Genomic DNA, 15,418 nt, shown 5'->3' on the forward strand with positions numbered 1-15,418 from the left:
GTCGAAGAGGGGCGAAGCGGGTGTGTTTCACGTGAAACACACTCTGCTTCCCACGGGTCGGGGTCAGTGCGCGGCATCCGCGAGGTGGTGCGTGCCGATGCGCTTGCGGAACACCCAGTAGGTCCAGCCCTGGTAGAGCAGCACCAGCGGTGTGGCGATGCCGGCGCACCAGGTCATGATCTTCAGGGTGTAGGGACTCGACGAGGAGTTGGTGACCGTGAGGCTCCAGTCCGGGTCGAGCGAGGACGGCATCACGTTCGGGAAGAGAGTCAGGAAGAACATCGCGACCACGGCCACGACGGTCACCCCCGACAGGGCGAACGCCCAGCCCTCCCGGCCGACCCGGGCCGCTCCCAACGCGGTCACGAGCGCGGCCACGGCCACCACGAGGGCCACCAGCGAGCCGGTGTCCCCCTTGTCGGCCTGTGTCCACAGCAGGAAGACGAGCGCCAGGACGGCGGTCGCCGCCCCCACCCTGAGGGCCAGCCGCCGTGCCCGCTCCCTGATCTCCCCGACGGTCTTGAGACCGACGAAGACGGTCCCGTGGAAGGTGAACAGCGCCAGGGTCACCACCCCACCCAGCAGGGCGTACGGGTTGAGCAGGTCCCAGAGGTTGCCGACGTACTCGAGATCGGAGTCGATCTTGACTCCGCGCACGATGTTGGCGAAGGCCACGCCCCACAGGAAGGCCGGGAGCAGCGAGGCCCAGAAGATCGCGGTCTCCCAGTTGCGCTGCCACCTCTCCTCCGGCCGCTTGGCCCGGTACTCGAAGGCGACCCCGCGCACGATGAGGCAGACGAGGATGACCAGCAACGGCAGGTAGAAGCCGGAGAAGAGGGTGGCGTACCACTCGGGGAAGGCGGCGAAGGTCGCGCCGCCCGCGGTGAGCAGCCAGACCTCGTTGCCGTCCCAGACGGGACCGATGGTGTTGATCAGTACCCGCTTCTCGGAGCGGTTCCGGGCCAGCAGCCGGGTGAGGACGCCGACCCCGAAGTCGAAGCCCTCCAGGAAGAAGTAGCCGGTCCACAGGACGGCGATGAGGACGAACCAGACGTCGTGAAGTTCCATGAGGTGAGCGCTCCCCGGCCTAGTAGGAGAAGGCCATCGGCTTGTCGGCGTCCCGGGAGTCGCCGCCGATCTTCGTGGGTGGGTTGAGGTCCGCCTCGGTGAGTTCGGGCGGCCCGGCCTTGACGTACTTCACCAGCAGCTTCACCTCGACGACCGCGAGGATCGCGTACAGGGCGGTGAAGGTCAGCATCGACGTGAGCACCTCGCCCTGCGAGACACCGGGGGAGACCGCGTCGCCGGTGCGCAGGACGCCGTAGACGACCCAGGGCTGACGGCCCATCTCGGTGAAGATCCAGCCCCAGGAGTTGGCGAGGAGCGGGAAGCCGAGGGTCAGGATCGCCGCGCGCCAGTACCACGTGGTGAGCGTGGGGCCGAGCGCCTTGTTCCGGAAGAGCACCAGGTGCGGCACCTCGTCCTCGCCGACCCTGAGGTGCTGCGGCAGCAGGAACTTCTTCCGGGTGAACCACAGCCCGGCCAGACCCAGGGCGAAGGACGTCATGCCGAAGCCGATCATCCAGCGGAAGCCCCAGAAGGTGACGGGGATGTTGGGCCGGTAGTCGCCGGGCCCGTACTTCTCCTGCTCTGCCTTGTTGACGTCGTTGATGCCGGGGACGTACGAGGAGAAGTTGTCGTCGGCGAGGAAGGAGAGCAGCCCGGGGATCTCCACGGCCACGCTGTTGTGCCCCTTCTCCACGTCGCCGTAGGCGAACACCGAGAAGGGGGCGGGGGACTGACCGTCCCACAGCGCCTCGGCGGCCGCCATCTTCATCGGCTGCTGTTTGAACATGACCTTGCCGAGGACGTCACCGCTGACGGCGGTGAGCAGGCCGGCGACCACGACGGTGACCAGGCCGAGCCGCAGCGAGGTCTTCATCACCCGTACGTGCTTCTTGCGCAACAGGTGGAAGGCGGCGATGCCGACCATGAAGGCGCCGCCGGTGAGGAAGGAGGCCGACAGGGTGTGGAAGGCCTGGCTGAGGGCGGTGTTCTGGGTGAGCACGGCCCAGAAGTCGGTGAGTTCCGCGCGGCCCCGGGACTCGTTGATCCGGTAGCCGACGGGGTGCTGCATCCAGGAGTTGGCCGCGAGGATGAAGTAGGCCGAGAGGAAGGTGCCGAGTGACACCATCCATATGCAGGCCAAATGCAGCTTCTTCGGCAGCTTGTCCCAGCCGAAGATCCACAGCCCGATGAAGGTCGACTCGAAGAAGAAGGCCAGGAGCGCCTCGAAGGCGAGGGGGGCGCCGAAGATGTCGCCGACGAACCGCGAGTAGTCGGACCAGTTCATGCCGAACTGGAACTCCTGCACGATGCCGGTGACGACGCCCATCGCGATGTTGATCAGGAAGAGCTTGCCCCAGAACTTGGTGGCCCTGAGGTACTTCTCCTTCTCCGTCCGCACCCAGGCGGTCTGCAGGCCGGCCGTCAGCGCGGCCAGCGAGATCGTCAGCGGGACGAAGAGGAAGTGGTAGACGGTGGTGATGCCGAACTGCCAGCGCGCCAGGGTCTCCGGCGCCAGAGCCAGTTCCACGTCGTCTCTCCTTACGTCGCCGTGGTCACGCGGCGGCGAGCGCACGCCCAGGCGTGCAATTCGCACACGTTGTGGCTCGTACACAGCACGCATCTCGGGAGAAACCGGGATGCGCTTGTGAACGCGTTCACATTCACAAGCAATTATGGCGCATGGAAGTTCGACCCAGGCACCCAGGGGGTCCCCCGAAGCCGAAAGTGGGACGCCTCACACGAGCCGGTCCCACGCGGACCCGCGCGCACGGGAGGTGACGGCATGCGAAAGGGGCCGGTCGGCACCTGGCACGACCGGCCCCTTCACGGAACGGCGGAACGGAACCCCGCGGGCGAACGACGGAACCCCGCCAACGCGAGCGGCCCCGTTCAGAGCCTGCTGCGGTACCCCTCCGCGGCCTTGAGGAAGATGTCGTTGGCCTCCGTCTCACCGATGGTGATCCGCACCCCGTCCGGCGCGTATCCCCGGACGACGACGCCCGCCCGCTCACACGCCTCCGCGAAGTCCGCGGTGCGCTCCCCCATCCGCAGCCAGACGAAGTTGGCCTGTGTCTCGGGCACCGTCCAGCCCTGCTCGCGCAGCGCCTCGACCACCCGGTTCCGCTCGCAGACCAGCGAGCCGACCCGGCCGAGCAGTTCGTCCTCGGCGTTCAGCGAGGCGATCGCCGCGTCCTGGGCGAGCTGACTCACCCCGAAGGGCACCGCCGTCTTGCGCAGGGCCGCGGCCACGGGCTCGTGGGCGATGGCGAAGCCCACCCGCAGCCCCGCGAGCCCGTACGCCTTGGAGAAGGTCCGCAGCACGCACACGTTCGGCCGCTCGCGGTACAGCTCGACGCCGTCCGGCACCTCGGGGTCACGGATGAACTCGCGGTAGGCCTCGTCGATCACCACCAGGATGTCCTTCGGCACCCGGTCGAGGAACGCCTCCAGCTCCGCGCGGCGCACCGCCGTGCCCGTCGGGTTGTTCGGATTGCAGACGAAGATCAGCCGCGTGCGGTCGGTGATCGCCCGCGCCATCGCGTCCAGGTCGTGCACCTCGCCCGGCGTCAGCGGCACCTGCACCGGTGTGGCCCCGCTGATCCGCGTGATGATCGGGTACGCCTCGAAGGACCGCCAGGCGTAGATCACCTCGTCGCCGGGGCCGCTGGTGGACTGCACCAATTGCTGGGCGACGCCGACCGAACCCGTGCCCGTGGCGATGTGGGAGACCGGGACGCCGAAGCGCCCGGCCAGCTCCTGGCTGAGCGCGGTGCAGGCCAGGTCCGGGTACCGGTTGAAGGATCCGGCCGCCGCCATGACCGTCTCCATGACGCCCGGCAGCGGGGGGTACGGGTTCTCGTTGGAGGACAGCTTGTAGGCGACCGGGCCGCCGGCCGCCGCCGCGGGCCTGCCCGGCTTGTAGGTGGGGATACCCTCCAGCTCGGCACGCAGCCTCGGGCTCGTCTCGCTCACCGCAGTCCTCCTCGCGCACACCGTCGGTCCCGGGGGCGTGCCTCGTTCCGGCGTCCAATGCTTCTCACCTTAAGAGGATTCGGCGCCGGTGCGAATGGCCTGTGGACAACGTGGCCCCGCGGCGGGGCGCCGGTGCCCGTCCGCGGGGCGGGCGATGGTCCGCGGCCGGCCCGGAGGCGGGCCCCCTGCCGCACTCGTACGAAAGCGCATGAAGGCGCACTAATCGGGGGGCGCGCCGGTTCCGTCCGCACGCGCCGGTGGCGCACCCCCTGGCGCGCATCACCCGTGAAGGTGAGTTGAGACCTCTTCGAGACATGACCCCCTTGGCAGGCCCGTGCGCGCCGACAAGCCAGGTACTGGCTTTGTATCGTTCAACTACCTTGCATTCCAAGGTAGTTACTCGCTTTGAACCTTGCAGAAACGTGCCTGTCAACGGGTGCATATGCGTCCGCACTACCCCACCGCATGAGCCCTACTATCGGCTCGCCATGACAGCAGCAGGGAAGCACCAGGTGAGCCGGGCGGACACCGCACGGCGGGGCGGCCGACCCGGCCGAGCGGGCATCAGAGACGTCGCCGCCGCCGCCGGGGTCTCCATCACGACCGTCTCCGACGCCCTCAACGGAAAAGGCAGACTCCCGGACGCCACCCGGCGCCACGTCCGCGAGGTCGCCGACCGGCTCGGCTACCGCCCGTCGGCCGCCGCCCGGACGCTGAGAACCGGCAAGTCCGGGCTGATCGGCCTGACCGTGACCACATACGGGGATGAACCTTTCACCTTCACGGAGTTCGCGTACTTCGCGGAGATGGCCCGGGCCGCCACCTCGGCCGCGCTCGCCCGCGGCTACGCCCTGGTGATCCTCCCCGCGACCTCGCGCCACGACGTCTGGTCCAACGTCGCCCTGGACGGCACGGTCGTCATCGACCCCTCCGACCAGGACCCCGTCGTCAGCGAACTCGTCCGGCAGGGCTTACCGGTGGTCTCCGACGGCCGCCCGGCGGGCGCGCTGCCGGTCACCGCCTGGGTCGACAACGACCACGAGGCCGCCGTCCTTGACATCCTCGACCACCTCGCCGACGCCGGCGCCCGCCGCATCGGCCTCCTCACGGGGACGACCACCGACACGTACACCCGGTTGTCCACCACCGCCTATCTGCGCTGGTGCGAGCGGGTCGGCCAGGACCCGGTCTACGAGGCCTACCCCGCCCACGACCCGTGCGCGGGCGCCGTCGCGGCGGACCGACTGCTCGCCCGCCCCGACCGTCCCGACGCCGTCTACGGCCTGTTCGACCCCAACGGCACCGATCTGCTGGCCGCCGCCCGCCGGTACGGCCTCCGCGTCCCCGAGGACCTGCTCCTCGTCTGCTGCAGCGAGTCGACCGTCTACGCGAGCACCGAGCCGCCGATCACCACCCTCTCCCTCAAACCCCGCCGGATCGGCACGGCGGTGGTGCAACTCCTCATCGACGCCATCGAGGGGCTGGAGTCGCAGCAGCCGGTCGAGCAGGTGATACCGACCGAGCTGATCATCCGGACCTCCTCCCGGCGCCGGCCGCCGCGCACCACCGTCAGCCCTCCGCGCACGCCGGAGAGCTGAGACCTGCCCGCCCCGCGCCCCGAGGCCGGGGACCGCGCGACCGCGGGACCCCGGCGGGGTGTGAACCGTCCGTGGAGGGCGGGGCAGCAGTGCCGCCCGGGTGACGCGCACGTGTCCCCGGCCGGCCCGGCGAGCACTCCGTCCTCCGCTTCGGCACCGGGAAAGCCCTGCCCAAACGGGGCGAAAGCCGCGACCGGCCCGTCGCTTCCCCGATTGACCACCCCTGGGTCGTCACATGGCACGATCCGCATTCCTATGATGGGCCCACACACCGCGGGCCGCTGCGACCAGGCAGTCCGATGCGGTGCAGCTGCGGCGCGATGGTGGAGGGGTCGATGACTCAGGGGGCCGGTCAGGGACCCGAGGCGGAGCAGGTGGCGACGTTGCGCGACTTCCGGGTGCCCGCGTACGTGCAGGAGACCGGTCCGTTCCTCCACGAGGTCCGTCCCGGGGAGGCCGCCGTGCCCCCCGAGGCTCCCGCGGAACAGCCCGTCACCTCTCCCGAGGGCTACCCCGGCGGGTATCCGGAGGGCTACACGCCCACCGAGCGCGACCTGCCGGTGATCAACCGCGGCGACACCGTCCAGGTCGTCGTCGACCCCGCGCCCGCCCCGGTGGCGCAGCCCCTCGCCGCCGGCGGCGAGGGCCCCGGCCCCCTGTACGTGGTCGGCGACGTCCACGGATACCTCGACGAACTGGTGGCCGCCCTCCAGGCCCAGGGCCTCCTCGACGCCGCCGGCCAGTGGTGTGCCGGAACCGCCCGGCTGTGGTTCCTCGGCGACTTCACCGACCGCGGCCCCGACGGCATCGGCGTCATCGACCTCGTGATGCGGCTGTCCGCCGAGGCGGCCGCGGCCGGCGGCTACTGCAAGGCGCTCATGGGCAACCACGAGCTGCTGCTGCTGGGCGCCAAGCGGTTCGGCGACACCCCCGTCCACTCGGGCGCGGGCACCGCCACCTTCCAGGCGGCCTGGTTGCTGAACGGCGGTCAGAAGACCGACATGGACCGCCTCCAGGACCACCACCTGCAGTGGATGTCCCGCCTCGACGCCATGGAGTCCGCCGACGGGCACCTCCTGGTGCACTCGGACACCACCGCCTACCTCGACTACGGCCGCTCCATCGAAGAGGTCAACGACACCGTCCGCGAGACGCTCACCCGCAACGACGCGGACGAGGTCTGGGACCTCTTCCGCAAGTTCACCAAGCGGTTCGCCTTCCGCGACGAGGGCGGCGCCGAGGCCGTCCGCTCCCTGCTGGACGTCTACGGCGGCACCCGAATCGTGCACGGGCACAGCCCGATCCCGTATCTGCTGGGCGAGGTCGGCTCGGAGGACGGCGAGGAGGCCGGACCGCCCGTGGTCGAGGGACCGCACCTGTACGCCGACGGGCTCGCCCTCGCCATGGACGGCGGAGTGACCATGGCCGGAAAGCTGCTGGTCCAGCAACTTCCCCTGGCGCACTGACCGCACGGACGACGCCCGGCCCGGGAACGCGGAACGTCCCGGGCGAGGGGCAATTTCCGGAAACCCCCTGTCTCCGCGTGCCGTCGCGGCTCTACCATCGGCTTATCCGTAGCAGGCTCCCCTCCGTTTCTGCCCGACGGCTCGTCAGCATGCCGAGCCCCAAGCCCTACGGAGCATCGGGGGATGCAATGAACAGCGTTCCGCAGCACCTGCACAGTGAGGACCGCCAGGAGTACGAGCGGATCCTCGACGAGGCGCTGCGCTCCGCCGCACACCGCCCGGAACTGGCCGCCCTCGTACAGCGGCTCAACCCCGAACAACTGCGCACCATGGCGCTCAGCGCCACCGCGTTCATCACCACCGCCGCCGCGGCCGAATACCACCACTACGTGAAGGTCCGCCAGGAGCTGCGTCGCCCCGCCCCGTCCGCGCCTCCCCTGCAGGACGCCCCCGCCACGGAGACGGATGTGGCCGGGCTGGGTCTCGCCGCCGCCGTCGGCGAGGCCGCCGCGGGAGCCGGGGCCGGCGCGGTCGTCACCGTCCTCGCCCCCGTGCTCGCGGGCACCGCTGCGGCCATCTTCCTGCTCGTCGGGTACGTCATGAAGATGCTCAGCCCTGAGCCGGCCTTCGCCCGGACCCTGCTGACCACCGGCTGGGTCTTCGGCGCGGTCACCGCGGTGGCGATCCTGGTCGCCGCGGTCGGCCTGCTGCTCACCGCCCTGCGCAACAGCGCCACCGCACAGCGCGGCGGCGCCGAGGGGGACCTGTACGAGGAGATGCTGCGGGCCAGGGAGGCGTGGCACGAGGCGCTCCTGGAACGCGGCCTCCTGCCCTTTCTCCGGGACGCCCTGGCCGACCCCGACCGGGCCGCGCTGAAAGGCCCGGTGCCCTCGGCACCGCAGAGCCGCATCCCGCACCTGGGCTACGACCGCCCCGGCTTCAGCAGCCCCGAGGACGGCACGTCCTCGGGGCCACGCCCCCGCTACTCCAGCCCCGACTTCTCCAGCCCGGACTTCGGCGGCCCCGAACACCAGCCGGACTGAACGGGGCCGCGAAGCGACTCAGTCGGCCATCGGCAGATACACCCGGTTGCCCGCCTGGGCGAACTCCTTCGACTTCTGCGCCATGCCCTCCTCGACCTCGGCACGGGTGGTGCCGTGCTCCCGGCGGATGTCCTGAGAGATCTTCATCGAGTGGAGTATGAGTAGAACCCTCACATGCGCTGCGGTCGCGCCAGCAGGCCGGCCATGGACCGAGGGGGAACATCGTGGGCAAGCGTGAGGACCTGGTCAGCAAGCTGCGCGGCGTGCCGGAAGGAGTGCCGTCAGTCGAGGAAGTGCGCGGCATGCTGGCCGCCGATCCCCACCTGAGGTGCGTCGTCTGCTACGCGCGGATCTCGTTCGACGGCCGGGTCAAGGACGCCCACGGCATCGAGGACCAGCACCGGGACATGGCGGAGGCCGCCCGTCGACTCGGATGGTTGATCGTCTACCGCTACACGGACAACGACAAGAGCGCCAGCAAGGAGAGCGTCGTACGCGACGACTTCGAGCAGTTGCTTGCCGACCTCACGACGGGGACGACACCGGAGGGGTACCCGATCCACGGCGTCATGGCCGTCAACGACGACCGTCTGTACCGGCGCCCCAGCGACTGGGAGCGGTACCTCAAGGCGTTCACCTCACACGAGGAACGCGTCTACCACGACTCCAACGGCATCCAGGATCTGTACGCCGAGGGCTTCGAGATCAAGGGCCTTTTGGGGGTCGCCATGTCCCTCAGCGAGACGAGGAAGAAGCAGCGGAGGACTCGGAACAGCCACCGGAGCCGGGCGATTCGTGGCCAGTCGGTCGCGGCATGGCGCCCCTTCGGTTGGGAGGACGACAAGGTCACGCTTCGCCCGGAGGAGGCCGACGCGATCCGTAAGGCCGTAGGTGACGTGATCGCCGGCGCATCCATCTCCGAGATCACGCGTCAGTGGAAGGAGGCCGGATACCTCACGAGTCGTGGCAACCCCTTCCAGTACCAGACCGTCAAGCAGATCTTGATGAACGCGCGGCTCTGCGGATACCGGGAGATCAAGGGGGAGCTTGTCCGCGACGGCGACGACCAGCCGATCGTGGGCGAATGGGAATCGATCATCACCCCGAAGCAGTGGTTCGCGGTGACGGCCAAGATCAGGGAACGAGGTAGCGGCGCCGGCATGACGCGCGGTGGCCTGGTCCATAAGTACCTGCTGACCGGCATCCTGCGCTGCGGGTATGTACTGGAGGACGGCACCATCTGCAACAACAAGATGATCGGTCTGAAGGCCAATGATTGGCTCAAGTACCGGCATGCGTACATGTGCAAGAAGACCGTGGACGGTGGCTGCAACAAGACCTACAAGCGCGGCGACAAGACCGACGCCGCCATTGAGGAATTGGTGATCGCCAAGCTCGAACAGGAAGCGGCGACCAAGGCACAGGGCGTGCCGGACTGGGACAAGGCCGACGCGCTGGAACGGGCCCTGAAGAGCCGCAAAGAGCTCGAACGTCGTTGGCACGACGACGAAGACACGGACGTGGACGATGAGACGTTCTTCCGCAACCTCCCCGTCCTCGAACGCCGGATCAAGGAGCTGCGCGCCGACCAGAAGGCGCACGAGGCACTGAAGGCGGAGGCCGAGGAAGCCACGGGGGACATCAGGGAGTCGTGGAAGACGAAGACGCTCACACAGAAGCGCGAGGCGATCAAGAAGGTCCTGAGTGCAGTGATCGCCGTACCGGGCGGGAAGGGCAACAAGGCGTTCGACCCGGATCTACTCAAGCCCGTGTGGCGGACTTCCGCGTGAGTTGAAGCCCCAGGATCTCCCCCACGCTCCGTAACTGATCGTCGGAGAGCGGGGGAGATTCACGTAGCTGACGGTTGATCCACGCGCGCACCGCCATGTCTTCTTGATTCGCTCTGCCCGGCTTCCGCTGCGACGTGCTCAGGCAGCATCACCGCCCGGGTGAAGAGCGTCAGCAGCGGCCAGGCGAGTGTGGGCCAGGTCCTCCGCCACACCGGCCGCGATGAGGGCCGCGCCGGGGGTGTGGCCGGAGCCGACGTAGCGCCAGTGCGCTTCCGTGATCGCGTCGGGAATCTCGGCGTCTCCGACGTGCTGAGCGCGCTCGGCGCGCAGTGCCGCGTAGGTGGTGGAGTAGGCGCGGGACTTGGTGAGGATGTGGCCGCGGTAGCCGAGGGTGTGAGTCCAGGTGCGCAGGTGCAGGGGGGCGTACTCGGGGAGGCCGCCGAGGCGCCAGGAGGTGCGCATGAGGGTGCGGACATGCGCGCTCACGGGTGCAGTGTCGATGTCGGACCAGGTGGTGACCCTGTGGTCGGTGCCGGCGCCAGTCTCGCTCGCGCCCTTGGTGACGTACTTCGCGACGTACGCGGCCACGGCATCGCCATCGGGCCCGTCACCGTTGGCGTGCAGCGGGCGCACATCGAGTTGGACGCCCCAGCGCAGGAGCAGTTCACCGACAGCGGGGCTGTACGGGGTGCGGACCAGGACGCGCCCGGCGGAGGCGCGGACGGCGTCGGTGAGCCGGTCGGCCGTGCCCCAGGGCGGGGGTTCGTCGGCCGGTCCGTCGGGGCCGTCGAGGCGGACGACCGCGTGCACGTGAACGGCCGCCCGTTTCTGGTATTCGGCGACCCGTGCGAAGGACAGTCGGGCGTGGTGGGCGAAGCGGGACTGTACGAGGCCGGCGGAGGTGGCCAGGCGCCGCCGCACGTCGATGACGAAGCGGTCCCACAACTTGGAGGCGTGCGCGTGCCACAGGACGTGTCCGGTGTAGTCGTAGCAGTCGGGGCACAGGGGTTGGCCGATCAGGGGATCGGTCGGAGTGTGCTCGGTGGTGCAACCGAGGGGGCGCCCGTGGCCGCAGGTGCCGCCGTCGCGGCGGGGGCGGCAGCGCTCCCCGGTCCGGTGCACGGGGCCGAAGGACGGCGCGGTCAATGTGACGAAGAGCCGAGGCCGGTTGCGAACGGTGGCGGGGACGCTCTTGCCGCCGAGGAGGCCCGCGCGGACGAGGTGGAAGGTATCCCCGGCGTGGAGGCGGGAGCAAGGGGCGCAGACGGTAGCCCTGCGGTTGCGACAGCGGACGAGGAGGCGTTCGCCGGGTTCGTCGCGGGTGTCGTACTGGCGGAGGATCTCGCCGGTCGCGCCGTCCAGGGTGGTGGTGAAGCCGGAGAGGTGGACAGGGCGGGCGCAGCCGCCGGTCGCGGTGATCTGCTCCAGCCAGCGGGAGAACTGCGGAATTTGGGCTATGCGGATGGCGTCACGGTCTGCTTCAGGGAGCCGGCGCAGGCGCGCCGCGCGGTCGAGGACGGCGCGCCTGTCGGCCGGGGTGAACTCCGGGGTGATGGTGGTGACCTTCCGGGGTGGGCCGCCGCAGCGGCACGGAGGATGGTGGGTGGCGCGTGGTCGGTCATGGGGATCGCCTCTCTGTTCGGGTCGGTCAGTAGGGGGCGGGTGGGTCAGCGGATGGTTCCGCTGCCCCGGCAGACGCGGCAGCGGCGCAGCCGTCCGGTCCAGGTCCTCCGGGCCCCGTCGCCCTTGCAGTGCGGGCACCTCACGCGAGGCATGGGCATGGTGGTGTGTCCTCTCTGCTCAGGTATGGGAGAAGCCGCTGACGAACCAGGTCACGAGCCCATGGATGGTGAAGACCACGGGTGTCTGGCCGAGGTAGAGGCCGAAGAGGCCGACGCAGACCGCTTCCCAGGCCCGTACGTCACGGGAGCGGACGAGAAGGACGGTGATGATCCCGAAGATCACCGAGAACGTGAACGCCGTACCCTCGCTGATCACTTGCTCTCTCCTTCCAGCGCCGAGAGGGCGCGGACGACGGTGGGCAGTTCCGGGGTCATGCCGGCGAACTTCCGGGCCGTCGCAACGGCCTCATCCGTGGTGGTCAGGTGCGAGCGGGCACGGCTCCAACCGCCGTCCGGTCCGGTGCACACCGCGACCCCGCGTTCCTCCGGTGTGATCACCTGGGCCACGGCCACGGCGTCCTTGTTGAGATCGCCCAGGGCCATCTCCGCCGTGCCGGGGTCGTTGACGCGGTGGCAGATGCGGCCGCCGAGCTGAGCGCGCAGCGCGGTGACGCCGGGGCCGAGGTCGGAGCCGACCCGTTGCCCGGCGACGACGAGATGCAGGCCGAGCGCGGCCCCGAGCTGGGCGATGCGGAGCAGGAGGGTGGAGCACTGTTCGGCTTCCGCCCTGCTCTCGCGGGTGCCGTCGTACAGGTACAGCTCCGCGATCTCGTCGACCAGGACGACGACCGGCACCGGCCGGAGCTTGTCCGGCAGCTCCCAGATCGAGCGCACGCCGGCCGTGCGGCACGCGTCCATCCGTTCCCGCATGTCGACGACGAGTGCGGAGAGCACGGCGACCGCTTCGCGTCGGCAGGTGGCCAGTGCGCTGAGCCGCCCGGCGAACAGGCCCAGTTCCATGCCGCCCTTGCAGTCGATGCCGACCAGGGCCACGCGTTGCGGGGCGAGCTGTGTGACCAGCCGGGCCAGCAGGGTGGACTTGCCCGAGCGCGTGGCCCCGGCGATGAGCCAGTGCGGGACGAGTCGCAGGTTCATCACCCAGGCGCCGCCGTTCTCCAGTGCGCCGATGAGGGCGGAGAGGAGTTCGGTCGGCGCGGTGGCTAAGCCGGGCCGCTGGAGCGGGTCCGTCGCCATCGCGGACAGGAGCACCAGGCCGCGTTCGGGCGAGGTGACCCGTACCGCGTGCACCCGCCACGCGTGGACCAGCGCGTCAGCCGCTTTCATGTACGTCGCCGGGGTCTGGCCCGCGTGCAGTCGCACGGTCACGGTCAGCCCGAGGCGGGTGGCGCGCGGGAACGAGGCCCTCGGAGCGATCGGCCGCACCGGATCGCCCTTGACCACCAGGTCCCCGAGCAGGCCACGGGGCGGACGGCGCGAGACGGCGAGGTCGTTGAGCACGGCTACCTTGCGCCAGGTGAGGACCACCCGGCATGCGGTGGCGGGATAGCCGATGAGGTACCAGTGCCAGGCCGGACGGTGCCGGCGCACAAGGTCACCGACGACGAGCAGCCAGGCCAGCACCGCGAGTGCGAGGGCGAGCAGGATCGGCCCCATCAGGCGGCACCGCCCTTGCCGTGCGCGGGAGTGCTCCCGTGCACGGGTGTGATCGCGTCGGCCCGGAAGCTGACGCCGTGCCGGTCGCCCATGGCCCACATGAACGCCGTCAGTCCGGTGACCTTGACGATCTGGCCTTCCTCGATGCCCTTGGGTTCACCGGTCACCGCGATCTCGATGACGGAGATCCGCCGCCGGTCCTGCCGCACGGTGACTGCCACGGTGAACACCGGGTTGCCGTCCCGGTCCTTCTTCACCTCCTGTGTCTCGGGGTTGCTGATCTTCGCTTCCGGCGCGATGGCGCAGCGCAGTACGCCCAGCCGCGACGTGTCCACGGGAATGGACTGCATGATTCTTGGCCTCCCTGGCCAGTCAGGACGCCCGGCATATGCGGACGTCACTTGTCCTTACGAGTTGCGACTATGGAGCTCTGTACGGCGAGAGCGCAACTACTTATGCTGACGAGTGATGACGCGCGTGCGACGTGCCTATGACACCGAACCGGAGAAGCCGAGATGACGGAGATCCAGCGCCCCGGGGCCCTCTACCAGCAGGTGGCCGCCGCCATCCGCGAGGCGATCCTCTCCGGCGAGTTCGCCCCCGACTCCCCGTTGCCGTCGGAGGCCCAACTGATCGCCCGCTACGGGGTTTCCCGACCCACCGTGCGCAACGCGATTGCCGCCCTGCGCGCCGAAGGGCTGATCGATGTACGGCACGGCAAGGGCAGTTTCGTACGCTCCGACGGTCAGCCCGCGCTCACCATCGAGCGGCGCATCAGCCGCAGCAGCGACGGCGGGTTCACCATGCCCAACGGCGACGAGTGGGAGGAGGCCGAGGAGCCGGCCACGTACCGCACCCGCACCACCAAGGCCACCGGCCGCTTGCTCCACCTCGCCGAGGAAGAAGCGCTGTTCGGCTGTGCCCGACTGCTGACCGATCCCGGCACCGGCACCCGCGCCATGCACCGCACACTGATCCCCTTCGAGGTGGCCGAAGCCGTCCCGCCGCTGGGCAAGGAGCCGTCGAAGCGACCGGCAGAGATCTACCGACTGCTCGCCGAGGACGGACACGTCCTGTGGTGGTCGGAGACGGTCCGCGCCCGCATGCCGCTGCCCGACGAGCGCGCCACACTCCAACTCCCGGACGCGACCCCGATCCTGCACCTTGCCCGTGTCGCGCACGGCACCGACGACCACCCGCTCATCCTCGAAGAACTGCGCGTCGGCGCCGACCGTGCCGAGATCGCCTACCGGATCACCGCCGACAAGCAGCCCGCCCGACGCCGCAAGGCGTGAGCAACGAGGGGCATCGGTCGAAACCCCCTTCACTTCCTCAAGGGCGCGCCTTCGGCGCGCCGGGCCGCCCGGCCGCCCCGGCCGGGCGTGCGGCGTGGCCGCCGGTCCCGTCCGGGCACCGGGCGCCCCACGCCGCAGGATGCCCGGGGAGTCGAGGCGTCGACCGGCCGTCGTAGGCCGGGGCGTGGTCGGCCGGGGGTCGCCGGCCTCCGAGACTTTAGGCAGCCACCATGGGGCGAGCCTCGAAGAACAGGGGGCCCATCGGGCACATACGCGGGCAGGACCAGTGCCTGCCCGATTCGCCGGGCCAGCGTAGGGCCCCCTGTTCACTCGCCCCATGGCAGCTCCCGCCCAAAGTCTCTCCGGCAGGCGACGTGCCCACGCGCGCCGCTCACCGGCGGAAACGCCCGTCATGCCACGCCCCCGGCCCCTTCGGCGAGCCCCTCCAGGAGCCCGGCGAGCAGCTCAGCCCATTCCGGCCGGCCCGCCAGCCGCACGACCCCGCGCCCCTCGCCGTCCGTCGAGGCGGCCGCCCGCACTGCGGACAGCTCGAAGCCCATCCCGAGGAGCGCGCGGTTCAATCGGTCGGCAGCCTCACGCGCCGTGCGCCAGCCCGCCACGTAGTCGACCCCCGGCACCCACAGGGCACCACCGTCCCCCACGACGTCATCAAGGCCGTCGTTCAGCCAGCTCTCACCCGAGCCAGTCACCTTGCCCACCTCTGTCCCGATCGAGGTAACGGATCATCAACTCTGTTGGGACCAGGGCCAGTACGCAGCACAACGGTCCCGGTACCATCAGGCACCGGGAACCGTCGCGTTCCCCGCCGGGCCACCCTTCGCTTTCCAGGGCTGATGGGGTGGCCCGGTCTCGGTTTGTGGTTGTGAGG

At 70.0% G+C, this 15,418-nt stretch carries 13 protein-coding genes and 1 pseudogene; 5 read left to right on the top strand and 9 right to left on the bottom strand.

The features are described from left to right. Positions 1-63 precede the first annotated feature (63 nt). The 3 genes from cydB to hisC all read right to left on the bottom strand — a co-directional run bounded on the left by cydB (position 64) and on the right by hisC (position 4,041). Positions 64-1,068, bottom strand: a complete 1,005-nt coding sequence (gene cydB, locus OHB09_RS16225) for a cytochrome d ubiquinol oxidase subunit II (RefSeq protein ID WP_006141349.1) — start codon at positions 1,066-1,068, stop codon at positions 64-66. A 19-nt stretch (positions 1,069-1,087) separates the two neighbouring features. Next, the gene (locus OHB09_RS16230; protein ID WP_006141348.1) at positions 1,088-2,596 is read right to left on the bottom strand and encodes a cytochrome ubiquinol oxidase subunit I; all 1,509 of its coding nucleotides are present in this window, start codon (positions 2,594-2,596) and stop codon (positions 1,088-1,090) included. Between the two features lie 362 nt (positions 2,597-2,958). After that, a complete protein-coding gene (hisC, locus tag OHB09_RS16235; protein ID WP_319116639.1) occupies positions 2,959-4,041 on the bottom strand; it encodes a histidinol-phosphate transaminase in 1,083 nt (360 codons plus the stop codon). Between the two features lie 488 nt (positions 4,042-4,529). Here hisC and OHB09_RS16240 point away from each other — a divergent pair, with 488 nt between their 5' ends. From OHB09_RS16240 to OHB09_RS16250, 3 genes are all read left to right on the top strand, one after another. Then, positions 4,530-5,639, top strand: a complete 1,110-nt coding sequence (locus OHB09_RS16240) for a LacI family DNA-binding transcriptional regulator (protein ID WP_040895898.1) — start codon at positions 4,530-4,532, stop codon at positions 5,637-5,639. 335 nt (positions 5,640-5,974) lie between these two features. Further along, the gene (locus tag OHB09_RS16245; RefSeq protein WP_191890353.1) at positions 5,975-7,105 is read left to right on the top strand and encodes a metallophosphoesterase; all 1,131 of its coding nucleotides are present in this window, start codon (positions 5,975-5,977) and stop codon (positions 7,103-7,105) included. Positions 7,106-7,293: 188 nt separating this feature from the next. Then, positions 7,294-8,148 (top strand): hypothetical protein, encoded by an 855-nt coding sequence (locus tag OHB09_RS16250; protein ID WP_006141344.1) that lies wholly within the window; start codon positions 7,294-7,296, stop codon positions 8,146-8,148. 18 nt (positions 8,149-8,166) lie between these two features. On the opposite strand, the pseudogene OHB09_RS16255 reads toward OHB09_RS16250, so the two are convergent. After that, positions 8,167-8,298 (bottom strand): annotated as a pseudogene (locus OHB09_RS16255) (thiamine biosynthesis protein ThiC); the annotation flags it as partial. A gap of 74 nt (positions 8,299-8,372) precedes the next feature. Between OHB09_RS16255 and OHB09_RS16260 the strand changes: the two are divergent. Then, the gene (locus tag OHB09_RS16260; RefSeq protein WP_328918744.1) at positions 8,373-9,938 is read left to right on the top strand and encodes a recombinase family protein; all 1,566 of its coding nucleotides are present in this window, start codon (positions 8,373-8,375) and stop codon (positions 9,936-9,938) included. Between the two features lie 138 nt (positions 9,939-10,076). On the opposite strand, the gene OHB09_RS16265 is transcribed toward OHB09_RS16260, so the two are convergent. The 4 genes from OHB09_RS16265 to OHB09_RS16280 all read right to left on the bottom strand — a co-directional run bounded on the left by OHB09_RS16265 (position 10,077) and on the right by OHB09_RS16280 (position 13,584). Then, the gene (locus tag OHB09_RS16265) at positions 10,077-11,435 is read right to left on the bottom strand and encodes a replication initiator (RefSeq protein ID WP_328923022.1); all 1,359 of its coding nucleotides are present in this window, start codon (positions 11,433-11,435) and stop codon (positions 10,077-10,079) included. A gap of 303 nt (positions 11,436-11,738) precedes the next feature. Further along, a complete protein-coding gene (locus OHB09_RS16270) occupies positions 11,739-11,936 on the bottom strand; it encodes a hypothetical protein (RefSeq protein WP_234527292.1) in 198 nt (65 codons plus the stop codon). Then, positions 11,933-13,234 (bottom strand): FtsK/SpoIIIE domain-containing protein, encoded by a 1,302-nt coding sequence (locus tag OHB09_RS16275; RefSeq protein WP_328922157.1) that lies wholly within the window; start codon positions 13,232-13,234, stop codon positions 11,933-11,935. Before OHB09_RS16275 ends, OHB09_RS16270 begins: the two co-directional genes overlap by 4 nt. Next, positions 13,234-13,584, bottom strand: coding sequence for an SCO3933 family regulatory protein (locus OHB09_RS16280; RefSeq protein ID WP_290002215.1), 351 nt, complete (start codon positions 13,582-13,584; stop codon positions 13,234-13,236). Before OHB09_RS16280 ends, OHB09_RS16275 begins: the two co-directional genes overlap by 1 nt. Before the next feature lie 165 nt (positions 13,585-13,749). Between OHB09_RS16280 and OHB09_RS16285 the strand changes: the two genes are divergently transcribed. Further along, positions 13,750-14,529 (top strand): GntR family transcriptional regulator, encoded by a 780-nt coding sequence (locus OHB09_RS16285; RefSeq protein WP_328922158.1) that lies wholly within the window; start codon positions 13,750-13,752, stop codon positions 14,527-14,529. Positions 14,530-14,939: 410 nt separating this feature from the next. On the opposite strand, the gene OHB09_RS16290 is transcribed toward OHB09_RS16285, so the two are convergent. Continuing rightward, positions 14,940-15,239 (bottom strand): hypothetical protein, encoded by a 300-nt coding sequence (locus tag OHB09_RS16290; protein WP_328922159.1) that lies wholly within the window; start codon positions 15,237-15,239, stop codon positions 14,940-14,942. Between the last annotated feature and the right edge of the window lie 179 nt (positions 15,240-15,418).

Origin of the sequence: Streptomyces griseoaurantiacus (assembly GCF_036189845.1) — a bacterium.
In the GTDB taxonomy this organism is placed as follows: Bacteria; Actinomycetota; Actinomycetes; order Streptomycetales; family Streptomycetaceae; genus Streptomyces; species Streptomyces griseoaurantiacus.